The 15737-nt window shown below is 57.3% G+C and carries 12 protein-coding genes; 7 read left to right on the forward strand and 5 right to left on the reverse strand.

Annotated features, from left to right (window positions below; all coding sequences use genetic code 11):
• Positions 1-246 precede the first annotated feature (246 nt).
• From metA to aceK, 4 genes are all read left to right on the forward strand, one after another.
• Positions 247-1176 carry a homoserine O-succinyltransferase gene (gene metA / locus QMN93_RS16290; protein WP_024906663.1) on the forward strand — a complete coding sequence of 310 codons (930 nt, stop codon included), beginning with the start codon at positions 247-249 and terminating at the stop codon, positions 1174-1176.
• Positions 1177-1446: 270 nt separating this feature from the next.
• On the forward strand, positions 1447-3048 hold the full coding sequence (gene aceB, locus QMN93_RS16295) for a malate synthase A (RefSeq protein WP_033144370.1): 1602 nt from the start codon (positions 1447-1449) through the stop codon (positions 3046-3048).
• A 31-nt stretch (positions 3049-3079) separates the two neighbouring features.
• A complete protein-coding gene (gene aceA / locus QMN93_RS16300; protein WP_023309986.1) occupies positions 3080-4384 on the forward strand; it encodes an isocitrate lyase in 1305 nt (434 codons plus the stop codon).
• 51 nt (positions 4385-4435) lie between these two features.
• Positions 4436-6175, forward strand: a complete 1740-nt coding sequence (aceK, locus tag QMN93_RS16305; protein WP_059445339.1) for a bifunctional isocitrate dehydrogenase kinase/phosphatase — start codon at positions 4436-4438, stop codon at positions 6173-6175.
• Positions 6176-6240: 65 nt separating this feature from the next.
• Here the strand turns inward: aceK and iclR are convergent, their stop codons facing one another.
• Positions 6241-7071 (reverse strand): glyoxylate bypass operon transcriptional repressor IclR, encoded by an 831-nt coding sequence (gene iclR / locus QMN93_RS16310; protein ID WP_023309988.1) that lies wholly within the window; start codon positions 7069-7071, stop codon positions 6241-6243.
• A gap of 193 nt (positions 7072-7264) precedes the next feature.
• On the opposite strand from iclR, the gene metH reads away from it, so the two are divergent.
• Positions 7265-10948: a methionine synthase gene (metH, locus tag QMN93_RS16315; RefSeq protein WP_182382903.1), complete on the forward strand. Its 3684-nt coding sequence runs from the start codon at positions 7265-7267 to the stop codon at positions 10946-10948.
• A gap of 216 nt (positions 10949-11164) precedes the next feature.
• Entirely contained in the window at positions 11165-12796 is a 1632-nt protein-coding gene (locus tag QMN93_RS16320; protein WP_033144374.1) for a Na/Pi cotransporter family protein, read from the forward strand.
• On the opposite strand, the gene QMN93_RS16325 is transcribed toward QMN93_RS16320, so the two are convergent.
• Both QMN93_RS16325 and QMN93_RS16330 read right to left on the reverse strand, forming a co-directional pair.
• Positions 12793-13080 (reverse strand): addiction module antidote protein, encoded by a 288-nt coding sequence (locus QMN93_RS16325; protein WP_033144375.1) that lies wholly within the window; start codon positions 13078-13080, stop codon positions 12793-12795. The two genes, QMN93_RS16320 and QMN93_RS16325, sit on opposite strands and share 4 nt — an antisense overlap.
• Positions 13081-13086: 6 nt before the next feature.
• On the reverse strand, positions 13087-13389 hold the full coding sequence (locus QMN93_RS16330; RefSeq protein WP_039264167.1) for a type II toxin-antitoxin system RelE/ParE family toxin: 303 nt from the start codon (positions 13387-13389) through the stop codon (positions 13087-13089).
• 197 nt (positions 13390-13586) lie between these two features.
• On the opposite strand from QMN93_RS16330, the gene rluF reads away from it, so the two are divergent.
• Positions 13587-14459 (forward strand): 23S rRNA pseudouridine(2604) synthase RluF, encoded by an 873-nt coding sequence (gene rluF / locus QMN93_RS16335; protein WP_033144377.1) that lies wholly within the window; start codon positions 13587-13589, stop codon positions 14457-14459.
• On the opposite strand, the gene QMN93_RS16340 is transcribed toward rluF, so the two are convergent.
• Positions 14460-14732: a DUF3811 domain-containing protein gene (locus QMN93_RS16340; RefSeq protein ID WP_023309994.1), complete on the reverse strand. Its 273-nt coding sequence runs from the start codon at positions 14730-14732 to the stop codon at positions 14460-14462.
• Positions 14733-14782: 50 nt separating this feature from the next.
• Positions 14783-15727 carry a ketopantoate/pantoate/pantothenate transporter PanS gene (panS, locus tag QMN93_RS16345; RefSeq protein WP_029740629.1) on the reverse strand — a complete coding sequence of 315 codons (945 nt, stop codon included), beginning with the start codon at positions 15725-15727 and terminating at the stop codon, positions 14783-14785.
• Positions 15728-15737: the final 10 nt, after the last annotated feature.

The following is a 15737-nucleotide window of genomic DNA, read 5'->3' on the forward strand; positions in this document are numbered from 1 at the left end:
AGTGAAACGCCGTAGCGCCGATGGTAGTGTGGGGTCTCCCCATGTGAGAGTAGGGAACTGCCAGGCATCAATTAGAAAAACCCCGTACCGTAAGGTGCGGGGTTTTTTGCTTTTGTTTTTCCCTCTCCGCCCTCCTTGAAACTTTCTCACCTTCCGCTTGCAGGCTCGACATTATGCCCGTTTCTGGGTATCGTTAGCTATCTGGATGTCTAAACGTTTATACGTATGCTGTGAGGATATAAAGCTATGCCGATTCGGGTGCAGGACGAGCTACCAGCCGTCAATTTCTTGCGTGAAGAAAACGTCTTCGTCATGACGGCTTCGCGTGCGACAGGTCAGGAAATTCGCCCGCTGAAGGTGCTTATTCTCAATCTGATGCCAAAAAAGATCGAAACAGAAAACCAGTTCCTGCGTCTTCTGTCGAACTCCCCGCTGCAGGTGGATATCCAGTTGCTGCGAATCGATGCCCGTGAATCACGTAACACGCCATCTGAGCATTTGAACAACTTCTACTGTAACTTCGATGACATTCAGGGTGAAAACTTCGACGGACTGATCGTGACCGGCGCGCCGCTCGGCCTGGTTGAATTTAACGATGTCGCCTACTGGCCTCAGATCAAACAGGTTCTGGAGTGGGCAAAAGATCACGTTACCTCCACATTGTTTGTCTGTTGGGCGGTACAAGCCGCACTGAATATTCTTTATGGCATCCCCAAGCAAACCCGCACTGAAAAGCTCTCTGGCGTATACGAACACCACATTCTTCATCCACATGCGTTGCTGACGCGCGGTTTCGATGACTCTTTCCTGGCCCCGCATTCTCGCTACGCCGATTTCCCGGCCCAGCTGATTCGTGATTACACCGATCTGGAGATCCTGGCCGAAACGGAAGACGGAGATGCTTACCTGTTTGCCAGCAAGGATAAACGCATTGCTTTTGTGACCGGACATCCTGAGTACGATCCGCATACCCTCGCATCAGAGTATTTCCGTGATGTCGAAGCGGGTCTTAATCCGGATGTACCGTACAACTATTTCCCGAAAGACGATCCGCAAAACAAACCGAGAGCAACCTGGCGCAGCCACGGGAATTTGCTTTTCACTAACTGGCTCAACTATTACGTCTACCAGATAACGCCATACGATCTGCGTCACATGAATCCAACGCTGGAGTAATCTTCTGCACTAAACGATCCTAAAGCGTTTCAGCTATTCAAATCAGGCACCTTCGGGTGCCTTTTTTATTTCCGAAATGTCGCCCACCCTCCAGTTAAACTTTAATTTCAATAAAATCAGACAATTAAATTCAATATTAAATTAAAATGGAAATTGTTTTTGATTTTAGAAAAAATATAGATAGTCTTAATTCTGCTGAGCGAAAACTACCCAACGATCTTTCGTTCGCATCGGGGGCGTGATTTTGGATCTTTGATGAGGAGCAGAGTAATGACTCAACAGGCAACGACGGTCGATGAACTGGCCTTTACCCAGCCGTATGGCGAGCAAGAACAGCAGGTTTTGACGGCGGAAGCGGTAGAATTTCTGACTGAACTGGTGACCCGCTTTACGCCGCAGCGTAATAAGCTGCTGGCGGCACGCATTCATCAGCAGCAGGAAATTGACGATGGCAAGTTGCCTGGATTCATTTCGGAAACCGCTTCCATTCGTCGCGGTGAGTGGAAAATCCGCGGCATCCCTGAAGAGTTACAGGATCGTCGCGTTGAGATCACCGGTCCGGTAGAGCGCAAAATGGTGATCAACGCCATGAACGCCAACGTTAAAGTCTTCATGGCCGATTTTGAAGACTCTCTGGCGCCGGACTGGCGTAAGGTCATCGAGGGGCAGATCAACCTGCGCGACGCCGTGAACGGCACCATCAGCTATACCAACGAAGCCGGCAAAATTTACCAGCTCAAACCGAACCCGGCGGTGCTGATCTGTCGCGTGCGCGGCCTGCACCTGCCTGAAAAACATGTCACCTGGCGTGGGGAAGCCATTCCGGGCAGCCTGTTTGATTTCGCACTCTATTTCTTCCACAACTACAAGAACCTGCTGGCAAAAGGCAGCGGCCCTTATTTCTATCTGCCAAAAACGCAGGCCTGGCAGGAAGCGGCCTGGTGGAGCGAAGTGTTCAGCTACGCGGAAGATCGTTTCAACCTGCCGCGCGGCACCATCAAAGCCACGCTGCTAATTGAAACGCTGCCTGCCGTGTTCCAGATGAATGAAATTCTGCACGCCCTGCGCGACCACATTGTCGGCCTGAACTGCGGACGCTGGGACTATATTTTCAGCTACATCAAAACCCTGAAAAACTATCCCGACCGCGTGTTGCCGGATCGCCAGGTCGTGACCATGGATAAACCGTTCCTGAGCGCTTACTCGCGCCTGCTGATCAAAACCTGCCATAAGCGCGGCGCCTTTGCGATGGGCGGCATGGCGGCATTTATCCCGAGCAAAGACGCAGAACGCAACAATCAGGTGCTCAACAAGGTTAAAGCCGACAAAGAGCTTGAAGCCCGTAACGGTCACGACGGCACGTGGATTGCCCATCCCGGCCTGGCCGATACGGCGATGGAGGTCTTTAACCGCGTTCTCGGCGACAACAAAAACCAGCTGTTTGTCACGCGCGAAGACGATGCCCCAACGGCTGAAGAACAGCTGCTGGCACCGTGCGCGGGCGAGCGTACGGAAGAGGGCATGCGTGCCAATATCCGCGTCGCGGTCCAGTACATCGAAGCATGGATCTCCGGCAACGGCTGCGTACCTATCTACGGCCTGATGGAAGATGCCGCGACGGCGGAGATCTCACGTACCTCCATCTGGCAGTGGATCCACCATCAAAAAACGCTCAGCAACGGCAAACCGGTGACCAAGACCCTGTTCCGCCAGATGCTGGCCGAAGAGATGCGGGTGATCCAGGACGAGCTGGGCGAGCACCGCTTCAGCAGTGGACGTTTTGACGACGCCGCGCGCCTGATGGAGCAAATCACCACATCAGATGACTTAATCGACTTCCTGACCCTGCCGGGCTACCGCTTCCTGGCGTAACTCACCACATAACAATATGGAGCATCTGCACATGAAAACCCGTACCCAACAAATCGAAGAGTTGAAGAAAGAGTGGACACAGCCTCGCTGGGAAGGCATCCGCCGTCCTTACAGCGCGGAGGAAGTGGTGAAATTACGCGGCTCGGTCAATCCGGAATGCACGCTGGCACAGAACGGTGCGGCGAAAATGTGGAAGCTGCTGCACGGTGGCTCTAAAAAGGGCTACATCAACAGCCTCGGCGCGCTGACCGGCGGTCAGGCGCTGCAGCAGGCGAAGGCGGGTATTGAGGCGATTTATCTCTCCGGCTGGCAGGTTGCGGCGGACGCTAACCTGGCGTCCAGCATGTACCCGGATCAGTCGCTCTATCCGGCTAACTCCGTGCCGTCGGTGGTGGATCGGATCAACAATACCTTCCGCCGTGCGGATCAGATCCAATGGGCCGCCGGAATCGAACCTGGCGATCCGCGCTTTACTGACTACTTCCTGCCGATCGTCGCGGATGCGGAGGCGGGCTTCGGCGGCGTGCTGAACGCCTTCGAGCTGATGAAATCGATGATTGAGGCCGGTGCAGCGGCCGTTCACTTCGAAGACCAGCTGGCGTCAGTGAAAAAATGCGGACACATGGGCGGTAAGGTGCTGGTTCCTACACAGGAAGCCGTACAGAAGCTGGTTGCCGCGCGTCTGGCTGCGGACGTGCTCGGCGTGCCGACGCTGGTGATTGCCCGTACCGATGCCGATGCGGCGGACCTGATCACCTCTGACTGTGACCCGTACGACAGCGAGTTCATCACCGGCGAGCGTACCAGTGAAGGCTTCTACCGCACCCATGCCGGCATTGAACAGGCGATCAGCCGCGGCCTGGCGTACGCGCCTTATGCGGACCTGGTCTGGTGTGAAACCTCCACGCCGGATCTGGCGCTGGCAAAACGCTTTGCCGACGCCATCCACGCGAAGTATCCGGGAAAACTGCTGGCCTACAACTGCTCGCCGTCCTTCAACTGGCAGAAAAAGCTGGATGACAAAACCATCGCCAGCTTCCAGCAGCAGTTGTCCGACATGGGCTACAAATACCAGTTCATTACCCTGGCAGGCATCCACAGCATGTGGTTCAACATGTTCGACCTGGCGCACGCCTATGCGCAGGGTGAGGGCATGAAGCACTACGTTGAGAAGGTGCAGCAGCCGGAGTTTGCGGCGGGCAAAGACGGTTACACCTTCGTGTCTCACCAGCAGGAGGTGGGAACCGGCTACTTTGACAATGTGACCACGATTATCCAGGGCGGAACCTCCTCCGTCACCGCCTTAACGGGTTCAACGGAAGAAGCACAGTTCTAATCTTTTCCCCCTCTCCCCTCTCGGGGAGAGGGTTGGGGTGAGGGGGAATATATGTCGCGTGGCCTGGAATTGCTGATTGCCCAAACTATTTTGCAGGGCTTCGATGCCCAGTATGGTCGTTTTCTTGAAGTGACATCCGGCGCGCAGCAGCGCTTCGAACATGCAGACTGGCATGCGGTTCAGCAGGCCATGAAGCAGCGTATCCATCTCTATGACCACCACGTGGGTCTGGTGGTGGAGCAGCTGCGCTGTATTACCGACGGTAAAAGTCCGGACGCGGAATTTTTACTGCGCGTGAAAGAGCACTACACCCATTTGTTACCCGATTACCCGCGCTTCGAGATTGCGGAGAGCTTTTTCAACTCCGTCTATTGTCGGTTATTTGACCACCGCTCACTATCTCCTGAGCGGTTATTTATCTTCAGCTCCCAGCCCGAGCGACGCTTTCGAACCATTCCCCGTCCGCTGGCGAAAGATTTCTTTCCCGATCGCGGATGGGAAAAGCTCCTGCACCGCGTGCTAACGGATCTGCCGCTGCGCCTGCCCTGGGAGAATAAAACCCGGGATATCGGCTATATCCACGCCCATCTCAACGAAACCTTCGGCGCGGAGGTGCTCAGCCACAGCCATTTGCAGGTTGCCAACGAGCTTTTCTACCGCAATAAAGCCGCCTGGCTGGTGGGCAAACTGGTTACGCCGACCGCCATTGTGCCTTTTCTGCTGCCCATTCACCGTACCGACGATGGGGAACTGTTTGTCGATACCTGCCTGACCACAGGCGCCGAAGCCAGCATCGTGTTTGGCTTCGCCCGCTCCTATTTCATGGTATACGCTCCGCTGCCTGCCGCCCTGGTGGAGTGGCTGCGAGAGATCCTGCCGGGCAAAACCACCGCCGAGCTGTATATGGCCATTGGCTGCCAGAAGCACGCCAAAACGGAAAGCTACCGGGAGTACCTGCGCTATGTCACCGCGGCCGATGAGCAGTTTATCGAAGCGCCCGGCATTCGCGGTATGGTGATGCTGGTCTTTACGCTGCCGGGTTTCGACCGGGTCTTTAAGGTGATTAAAGACAGATTCGCACCGCAGAAAGAGATGACCGCCGCGCACGTTCGCGCCTGCTATCAGCTGGTTAAAGAACACGATCGCGTCGGGCGCATGGCGGATACCCAGGAATTCGAAAACTTTGTGCTGGATAAACAGCAGATCGACCCGGCGCTCATGGCGCTGTTAATGCAGGAAGCGCCCGCGAAAATCACCGATCTGGGTGATAAAATCGTGATTAGCCATCTCTACATCGAACGCCGCATGGTGCCGCTGAATATCTGGCTTGAGCAGTCCGAAGGCCAGGCGCTGCGGGATGCCATTGAAGAATATGGCAACGCGATTCGCCAGCTTGCCGCCGCCAATATTTTCCCGGGCGACATGCTGTTTAAAAACTTCGGCGTCACCCGTCACGGGCGGGTGGTGTTCTACGATTACGACGAAATTTGCTACATGACCGAGGTAAATTTCCGCGATATACCACAGCCCCGCTACCCGGAAGATGAGCTTTCCGGTGAGCCGTGGTACAGCGTCTCGCCGGGCGATGTGTTTCCGGAGGAGTTTCGCCACTGGCTGTGCGCCGACCCGCGCATCGGGCCGCTATTCGAAGAGATGCATGAGGATCTGTTCCGCGCCAGCTACTGGCGCGGGCTGCAAACGCGGATCAAAAATGGGCATGTCGAAGATGTGTACGCTTACCGCCGCAAGCAGCGGTTTTGCATTAGGTTTGCACCCTCTCTAGCAGGGTGAGGGCATCAGATTTCCCTCTCCCTGCGGGAGAGGGCCGGGGTGAGGGCATCAGGCCGCACTCAATCTCAACGAATCCCACCATACGCCAGCGTCACCTCTTTCGCCGCCTTAATCACCAGCGCGCCCAGCTCGGTCACGCGGTCGTCGGTCATCCGCGAAATCGGCCCGGAGATGGATATGGCGGCAAACGGCTCGCGGTGCTCGTCAAAAATACAGGCCGCGAGGCAGCGCAGGCCCAGGGCATGTTCTTCATCATCAAACGAATAGCCGCGCTTGCGGGTCAGGGCCAGATCTTCTTTCAGATGCACGGGCGACACCAGCGTGGCGTGGGTATAGGCGTGCAGCCCTTTACGGTGCAGCAGTCCCGTCACCTGCTCTTCGCTCAGCTGCGAAAGAAACGCTTTCCCCGCCCCGGAGGCATGCATCGGCAGCTTGCCGCCAATCGGTGCGGACATGCGCATCAGCTGCGTGCACTGCACCTGGTCGATGATAATCGCCTGGTGGTCGCTCTGGTCCAGCACCGCCAGGTTGACCGTCTCGCCGGACTCCTCCATCAGCTTGCGCAGAATCGGGTGCACAATCGCCAGCAGGTTGCGGCTCTGCAGGAAGCTGCTGCCGACGATAAACGCATGCGCGCCCACCGCCCAGTGCCCCAGCTCGCCGACCTGGCGGACAAAGCCCAGCTGCTGCATGGTGGTCAGCAGGCGGTGCGTCGTGGAGTTCGGCAGGCCGGCCTGCTGGGCCAGCTCCGTCAGGGCCACGCTGCCGTGCGACTCGGCTATCCACTCCAGCAGCTTCAAACCGCGCGTTAGCGATTGAACCTGTCCGCCCTGTTGTGCGGCGGCGGCGGTGGCAGCAGGTTTTCTGCCGCGTTTAGCGGGAACGGTCGCGACCATGACGATCTCCTTTTTCTGTATCGTGGAAATCATTTTCGTTTTATTTGGTGAATTTGCAACCGTTATCCTGACTGATCGGATGAGTGATGGTGAACATGTCTCATGTTACCGCTGTGCGGCTTTTCCACCCTGCGAGATTGTGCCAGTATGGAACGCAGCCTTTTGGCCTTGTTGAGCGTTGTCGGGAGCAAGTGTGAGCAGCAAAGTAGAGCAACTGCGTGCGCAGTTAAATGAACGAATTCTGGTGCTGGACGGCGGCATGGGCACCATGATCCAGGGGTATCGTCTGAGTGAAGACGATTTCCGCGGCGAACGCTTTGCCGACTGGCCCTGCGACCTGAAAGGGAACAACGACCTGCTGGTGCTCAGCAAGCCGTCCGTTATTAAGGATATCCACAACGCCTACTTCGAAGCGGGTGCGGATATCGTTGAAACCAACACATTCAACTCGACAACTATCGCCATGGCGGATTACCAGATGGAATCCCTGTCGGCGGAAATCAACCTGGAAGCCGCGAAGCTGGCGCGCGCCTGCGCCGACGAGTGGACGGCCCGCACGCCGGACAAGCCTCGCTACGTTGCCGGGGTGCTTGGCCCGACGAACCGCACCGCGTCGATTTCGCCGGACGTCAACGACCCGGCGTTTCGTAATATCACCTTCGATCAGCTGGTCGCGGCCTACCGTGAATCGACCAAAGCGCTGGTGGAAGGCGGTTCCGATCTGATCCTGATTGAAACCGTATTCGACACCCTCAATGCCAAAGCCGCGATTTACGCGGTGAAAGAGGAGTTCGAGGCGCTGGGCGTTGACCTGCCGATCATGATTTCCGGCACCATCACCGACGCTTCCGGCCGTACCCTGTCCGGTCAGACAACCGAAGCGTTTTATAACTCCCTGCGTCACGCCGAAGCGCTCTCCTTTGGCCTTAACTGCGCGCTGGGGCCGGATGAACTGCGCCAGTACGTACAGGAGCTTTCCCGCATCGCGGAATGCTACGTCACTGCCCACCCGAACGCCGGTCTGCCGAACGCGTTCGGTGAATACGATCTCGATGCCGACACCATGGCGGCGCAAATCCGCGAGTGGGCCGAGTCTGGCTTCCTGAACATCGTCGGTGGCTGCTGCGGCACCACGCCGGAGCACATCGCGGCCATGAGCAACGTCGTGGCCGGGCTGCCGCCGCGCAGGCTGCCCGAGCTTCCGGTTGCCTGTCGTCTGTCCGGCCTTGAGCCGTTGACCATCGGCGACGACAGCCTGTTTGTGAACGTGGGTGAGCGTACTAACGTCACCGGTTCTGCAAAGTTCAAGCGACTGATCAAAGAAGAGAAATACAGCGAAGCGCTGGACGTTGCCCGCCAGCAGGTGGAAAGCGGCGCGCAGATTATCGATATCAACATGGACGAAGGGATGCTCGACGCCGAAGCGGCGATGGTGCGTTTCCTCAACCTGATTGCCGGCGAGCCGGATATCGCCCGCGTGCCGATCATGATCGACTCCTCCAAGTGGGAGGTCATCGAAAAAGGGCTGAAGTGCATTCAGGGTAAAGGCATCGTCAACTCTATCTCGATGAAAGAGGGCGTTGATATCTTTATCCACCACGCGAAGATGGTCCGCCGCTACGGTGCCGCCGTGGTGGTCATGGCCTTCGACGAGGTGGGCCAGGCGGATACCCGCGAGCGTAAAATTGAGATATGCCGCCGCGCGTACAAGATTTTGACCGAAGAGGTGGGCTTCCCGCCGGAAGACATTATCTTTGACCCGAATATCTTCGCCGTCGCGACCGGGATTGAAGAGCACAATAACTACGCCCAGGACTTTATCGGGGCATGTGAGGACATCAAGCGCGAGCTGCCGCATGCGCTGATCTCCGGCGGCGTATCGAACGTGTCGTTCTCGTTCCGCGGTAACGACCCGGTGCGCGAAGCGATCCACGCCGTGTTCCTCTACTACGCCATCCGCAACGGCATGGACATGGGGATCGTTAACGCCGGCCAGCTGGCAATTTACGACGACCTCCCTGCCGAGCTGCGCGATGCCGTAGAGGACGTAATTCTTAACCGCCGCGACGACGCCACCGAGCGCATGCTGGACCTGGCGGAGAAATACCGCGGCAGCAAATCGGATGAGGCGGCAAACGTTCAGCAGGCCGAGTGGCGTTCGTGGGACGTGAAAAAGCGTCTGGAATACTCGCTGGTCAAAGGTATCACCGAATTTATCGAGCTCGATACCGAAGAGGCGCGCCAGCAGGCAGCCCGCCCGATTGAGGTGATCGAAGGTCCCCTGATGGACGGCATGAACGTGGTCGGCGATCTGTTCGGTGAGGGCAAAATGTTCCTACCGCAGGTGGTGAAATCCGCCCGCGTGATGAAGCAGGCAGTGGCCTATCTGGAGCCCTACATCGAAGCCAGCAAAGAGAAAGGCTCCAGCAACGGCAAGATGGTTATCGCCACCGTGAAGGGCGACGTGCACGACATCGGCAAGAACATCGTTGGCGTAGTGCTGCAGTGTAATAACTACGAAATTATCGACCTTGGCGTGATGGTCCCGGCGGACAAAATCCTCAAGACCGCGCGCGAAGTGAACGCCGACCTGATTGGCCTCTCTGGCCTGATTACGCCGTCGCTCGACGAAATGGTCAACGTGGCAAAAGAGATGGAGCGACAGGGCTTCACCATTCCGCTATTGATTGGCGGGGCGACCACCTCGAAAGCGCACACGGCGGTGAAAATCGAGCAGAACTACAGCGGCCCGACGGTCTACGTGCAGAACGCCTCGCGCACCGTGGGCGTAGTCTCCGCGCTGCTCTCCGACACCCAGCGCGACGATTTTGTGGCGCGCACCCGCAAAGAGTACGAAACCGTTCGCATCCAGCACGGCCGTAAGAAGCCGCGCACCCCGCCTGTTTCGCTTCAGGCGGCACGCGACAACGATCTGGCCTTCGACTGGTCCAGCTACACGCCGCCGGTGGCACATCGTCTGGGCGTGCAGGACGTGACGGCCAGCATCGAGACGCTGCGCAACTACATCGACTGGACGCCGTTCTTTATGACCTGGTCGCTGGCGGGCAAATATCCGCGCATCCTGGAAGATGAGGTGGTCGGCGAGGAGGCGAAGCGCCTGTTTAAAGATGCCAACGACATGCTCGACACGCTGAGCGCAGAGAAAACCCTCAACCCGCGCGGCGTGGTGGGCCTGTTCCCGGCGAACCGCGTGGGCGACGACATCGAAATCTACCGCGATGAAACCCGCACCCACGTGCTGGCGGTCAGCCGCCATCTGCGCCAGCAAACGGAAAAAGTGGGCTTTGCCAACTACTGCCTGGCCGATTTCGTCGCGCCGAAGCTGAGTGGTAAAGCCGACTATGTCGGCGCCTTTGCGGTAACCGGTGGTCTCGAAGAAGATGCGCTGGCGGACGCGTTCGAAGCGCAGCACGATGATTACAATAAAATCATGGTGAAAGCGATTGCCGACCGCCTGGCGGAAGCCTTCGCCGAGTACCTCCACGAGCGCGTGCGTAAGGTGTACTGGGGCTATGCGGCGAATGAAAACCTCAGCAACGAGGAGCTGATCCGCGAAAACTACCAGGGGATTCGCCCGGCGCCGGGCTATCCGGCCTGTCCGGAGCACACCGAAAAAGGCACCATCTGGAAGCTGCTGGATGTGGAAGCCCATACCGGCATGAAGCTCACCGAGTCGTTCGCCATGTGGCCAGGCGCGTCCGTCTCAGGCTGGTACTTCAGCCATCCGGACAGCAAGTACTTTGCCGTGGCGCAGCTGCAGCGGGATCAGATTGAAGATTACGCCCTGCGCAAAGGGATGAGCGTGTCTGAAGTGGAGCGCTGGCTGGCGCCTAATCTTGGCTACGATGCCGACTAAAATCACTTTTCCTTACAACAAACAGGGCGCTCATTGGGCGCCCTGTCTCTTTCTTACGTTTAAACCCTTATACTGGAAGAAGGTTCTTATCTTTTGCCCGGTGGCGCTGCGCTTACCGGACCTGCGCGTAGGCCGGATAAGGCGTAGCCGCCATCCGGCAAGACAATGCGCAACAAACCTCAGGAAAACACATAACGATAAGGAGGAAAAACTTCCGTGCTGACGTTGTTACACCTGCTCTCTGCAGTCGCACTGCTCGTATGGGGCACCCATATCGTCCGTACCGGCGTGATGCGCGTATTTGGCGCGCGCTTACGTACCGTTCTCAGCAGCAGCGTTGAGAAGAAGCCGCTCGCCTTCTGCGCGGGCATTGGCGTAACGGCACTGGTTCAGAGCAGTAACGCCACGACCCTGCTTGTCACCTCCTTTGTGGCGCAGGATCTGGTGGCGCTGGCCCCGGCGCTGGTGATTGTGCTGGGTGCGGATGTAGGTACCGCGCTGATGGCGCGTGTTCTGACCTTCGATCTCTCCTGGCTGTCGCCGCTGCTGATTTTTCTCGGCGTCATCTTCTTCCTCGGCCGCAAACAGACGCGCGCCGGGCAGCTCGGGCGCGTAGGAATTGGCCTCGGGCTGATCCTGCTGGCGCTGGAGCTGATTGTGCAGGCGGTCACGCCAATCACCGAGGCCAATGGCGTTCAGGTCATCTTCGCCTCCCTGACCGGGGACATCATGCTGGACGCGCTCATTGGCGCGGTGTTTGCTATCGTCAGCTACTCCAGCCTGGCGGCGGTCCTGCTGACGGCCACGCTTACCGCCGCAGGGGCGATCTCTTTCCCGGTAGCGCTGTGTCTGGTGATCGGGGCCAACCTCGGCTCAGGCCTGCTGGCGATGCTTAACAACAGCGCGGCCAATGCCGCCGCCCGCCGCGTGGCGCTGGGCAGCCTGCTGTTTAAGCTGGTGGGCAGCCTGATTATCCTGCCCTTTATCCACCCGCTGGCGAACCTGATGGACAATCTCCCGCTGCCGAAGGCGGAGCTGGTGATCTACTTCCACGTGTTCTACAACCTGGTGCGCTGCCTGGCGATGGTGCCTTTTGCCGGGCCGATGGCCCGCTTCTGCGAGCGTCTCATTCAGGACGAACCGGAGCTGGATGCGCGCCTGAAGCCGAAGCACCTGGATACGTCCGCTCTGGATACCCCGGCGCTGGCGCTGGCGAATGCCGCGCGCGAGACGCTGCGCATGGGCGACGCAATGGAAACCATGCTCGAAGGCCTGCAAAAGGTGATGCACGGCGAGCCGCGTGAAGAGAAAGAACTGCGCAGACTGGCGGACGATATCAACGTGCTCTATACCGCTATCAAGCTTTACCTGGCGCGTATGCCGCAGGACGAGCTGGCGGAAGAGGAGTCCCGCCGCTGGGCGGAAATCATCGAGATGTCGCTTAACCTTGAGCAGGCCTCGGATATCGTTGAGCGTATGGGCAGTGAGATCGCCGACAAATCCCTTGCCGCGCGTCGTGCGTTTTCAGGTGAAGGCCTGAAGGAGCTGGAAGCGCTGCACGAACAGCTGGTCAGCAACCTCAAGCTGGCGATGCTGGTCTTCTTCTCCAGCGACGTGCCGAGCGCGCGCCGCCTGCGCCGCAACAAGCATCGTTTCCGCATTCTGAACCGCCGCTACTCGCACGCCCACGTTGAGCGTCTGCACCAGCAGAACGTGCAGAGTATCGAAACCAGTTCGCTGCACTTGGGGCTGCTGGGGGATATGAAGCGTCTCAACTCGTTGTTCTGCGCGGTGGCGTACAGCGTGATGGAACAGCCGGATGAAGACGACGAGCGGGATGAGTATTAATCTCCGGCGTGTTTGATAGTTAGCCCAAGACCCAATGCTTTCATGACCGCCAGAGTGGTTTTAAGCGTTGGGTTTCCTTTATCACTGAACGATCGATACAGTTGCTCTCGTGATAGGCCAGTTTGCTGTGAAATGGTCGACATTCCTTTCGCTCGCGCGATCACGCCCAGAGCTTTAGCAATATACGCTGAGTCGCCCGTTTCTAAGGCATCAGCCATAAACACGGCGATTTCCTCGTCATCCACCAGCGCATTGGCTGGATCGTAGGGTGTTAATTTATGCATGCTCATTCACTCCTGCCATTGGGATACATTGCTCAGCATTTTTGCCATAAGTATGTCTCTGGCCTGGCTGCTTTTGTCACCACCACACAACAGCACGATGATGCAATTGCCCTGGTCTTTAAAATAGATTCTGTAGCCCGGACCATAGTGGATCCTCAGCTCACTTATACCTTCGCCCACGGGTTTAATGTCGCCCGCTAAACCATTTGCCAACCGAAAGAGGCGGGAAGCGATAATGGTTTTCGCTCGCCGATCTTTTAAGTTTTGCTCCCAGCGTTGGAAGGATTCTGTCTGAACGATCTCCTTCATATTACTCCATGTGATTTATAAACTACAAATAATTGTCTCTGGAGAGTAAAGCTAAAAGGAGTTAGCTCAAGGATAAATGGCCTGACGCTAAATCCTGAAAGCGTCTCGCAAAATAAAAAACCCGTCTCAGTAACCGTCGGCTAATCTTTTTTTCCAGCCCATACCTAAGGTATATTTCGCCCTTCACAGGAGAAACTATGCTGCCAACTCAATCAACCCGATTAAACAAATACATTAGCGAGAGCGGGATCTGCTCACGTCGCGAGGCTGATCGTTACATTGAACAAGGTAACGTGTTTCTTAACGGCAAACGCGCCACCATCGGCGACCAGGTGGTCCCTGGCGATGTGGTTAAAGTGAATGGTCAGGTCATCGAACCGCGTGATGCTGAAGACCTGGTGTTTATCGCGTTGAACAAACCGGTTGGGATTGTCAGCACCACGGAAGACGGTGAGCGGGACAACATCGTTGATTTCGTGAACCACAGCAGCCGTATCTTCCCGATTGGCCGTCTGGATAAAGACTCTCAGGGGCTGATTTTTCTCACCAACCACGGCGATCTGGTCAACAAAATTCTGCGTGCCGGTAATGACCACGAGAAAGAGTATGTCGTTACGGTGAACAAGCCGGTTACGGACGAATTTATTCGTGGCATGGGCGCGGGCGTGCCGATCCTCGGTACCGTCACGAAAAAGTGTAAGGTGAAGAAAGAAGCGCCGTTCGCGTTCCGCATTACGCTGGTGCAGGGCTTAAACCGCCAGATCCGCCGTATGTGCGAGCACTTCGGTTATGAAGTGACGAAGCTGGAACGCACGCGCATCATGAACGTCAGCCTGTCCGGTATCCCGCTGGGCGAGTGGCGCGATTTAACGGATGACGAGCTGATTGAGCTCTTCAAGCTTATCGAGAACTCCTCGTCCGAAGCGAAGCCGAAGGCCAAAGCCAAACCGAAAACCCAGGCGATTAAGCGCCCGGTGGTGAAGGCGCCTCAGGCGGAAGATAAGGGGCGAGGCAAGCCGGGTAATGGAAAACGCTTTACCCAGCCGGGGCGCAAAAAGAAAGGGCGCTGATTAGCGCCTTCCACGGGTAGACGTTGTGGCGGACCAGGAAAAGGTCGCCTCTGCATCGGGTTTATAAGCCTGCTCTTTTTTAAGCTTGCGGGCTTTTTTCGCCGCGGCGTCACGCTGCGCCATCAGCTTATCGATGTACTCTTTTTTCACCTGATTGGTTTCGGCGTTCGTCAGCGTGCGGCCATGTGCGATACGGGCACGGTCGAGAAGCGTTTTCAGTTCGCGCTGCTCGGCTTCCGTCATGTCTTTCTGGGTCAAACGTGGTGTAGCCATTGCTGAAGCCTCCTGATAGAGAGGCTTCAGTGTAAAGCAAGCCGCGCAAATTAACCCTGCTTCACCGCATCTTTTTTCGTTTGTTCATCAATCGGTTTGCCGGACCAGTAGCCCGCCAGCAGCGAGCCGGAGAGGTTATGCCAGACGGAGAACAGCGCGCCAGGCAGGGCCGCCAGCGGGGAGAAGTAAATTTTACCGAGCGCCGCCGCCAGGCCGGAGTTCTGCATGCCTACCTCGATTGCCAGCGTGCGGCAGGTCGATTCGTCAAAACCGAACAGCTTCCCGCCCCAGTAGCCGCCCAGCAGGCCAATCGTGTTATGCAGCACCACGGCGATAATCACGACAAAGCCCACGGAGGCAATGTGCGATGCGGAACCCGCCACCACGGCGCTGATGATTGCCAGAATGCAGACCATCGAAAACGCGGGCAGGTACGGCTCAACGGCCTTCACCACGCGCGGGAAAAGATGGTGAATGACCAGCCCCAGCGCAATCGGGATCACCACAATCTGCAGAATGCTGAGCAGCATGCCCATCACGTCCACCTGAATATGCGCGTCCACGTACAGACGGGTTAACAGCGGCGTGGCAACGACGCCAACCAGCGTCGAAACGGACGAGATCGTGACGGAGAGCGCCACGTCGCCTTTCGCCAGGTAGATCATGACGTTGGACGCCGTGCCGCTGGCCACGCTGCCTACCAGCACCATCCCGGCGGAGAGATCGGGCGGCATCTTAAAGGCCATCGCCAGCAGCCACGCCGCAAGCGGCATCACCAGGTAGTGCAGGAAGATCCCTGCCGCGACGGGCGCAGGGCGAGACAGCACGCGTTTAAAGTCGTCGATTTTCAGATGCACGCCCATACCGAACATGATCAGCATCAGCAGCGTGGCGACCCACGGACCAATGCCCGTGAACGTGGCGGGGGTGTAATACGCGAGTACGGAGAGCAGCAGCGCCCATAACGGGAACAGCCGCGTAACGGCGGATAACATAGTGGATTCC

This window comes from Enterobacter sp. R-1.6.2, assembly GCF_035064085.1.
GTDB classification, from domain to species: Bacteria; Pseudomonadota; Gammaproteobacteria; order Enterobacterales; family Enterobacteriaceae; genus Enterobacter; species Enterobacter asburiae_B.

Excerpts from the sequence above, each read along its gene's own strand:
- metA (WP_024906663.1), top strand. The coding sequence starts at position 247 with ATGCCGATTCGGGTGCAGGACGAGCTACCAGCCGTCAATTTCTTGCGT.
- rluF (WP_033144377.1), top strand. The coding sequence starts at position 13,587 with ATGCTGCCAACTCAATCAACCCGATTAAACAAATACATTAGCGAGAGC.
- QMN93_RS16340 (WP_023309994.1), bottom strand. The coding sequence starts at position 14,732 with ATGGCTACACCACGTTTGACCCAGAAAGACATGACGGAAGCCGAGCAG.
- QMN93_RS16330 (WP_039264167.1), bottom strand. The coding sequence starts at position 13,389 with ATGAAGGAGATCGTTCAGACAGAATCCTTCCAACGCTGGGAGCAAAAC.
- aceK (WP_059445339.1), top strand. The coding sequence starts at position 4,436 with ATGTCGCGTGGCCTGGAATTGCTGATTGCCCAAACTATTTTGCAGGGC.
- aceA (WP_023309986.1), top strand. The coding sequence starts at position 3,080 with ATGAAAACCCGTACCCAACAAATCGAAGAGTTGAAGAAAGAGTGGACA.
- iclR (WP_023309988.1), bottom strand. The coding sequence starts at position 7,071 with ATGGTCGCGACCGTTCCCGCTAAACGCGGCAGAAAACCTGCTGCCACC.
- panS (WP_029740629.1), bottom strand. The coding sequence starts at position 15,727 with ATGTTATCCGCCGTTACGCGGCTGTTCCCGTTATGGGCGCTGCTGCTC.
- aceB (WP_033144370.1), top strand. The coding sequence starts at position 1,447 with ATGACTCAACAGGCAACGACGGTCGATGAACTGGCCTTTACCCAGCCG.
- QMN93_RS16325 (WP_033144375.1), bottom strand. The coding sequence starts at position 13,080 with ATGCATAAATTAACACCCTACGATCCAGCCAATGCGCTGGTGGATGAC.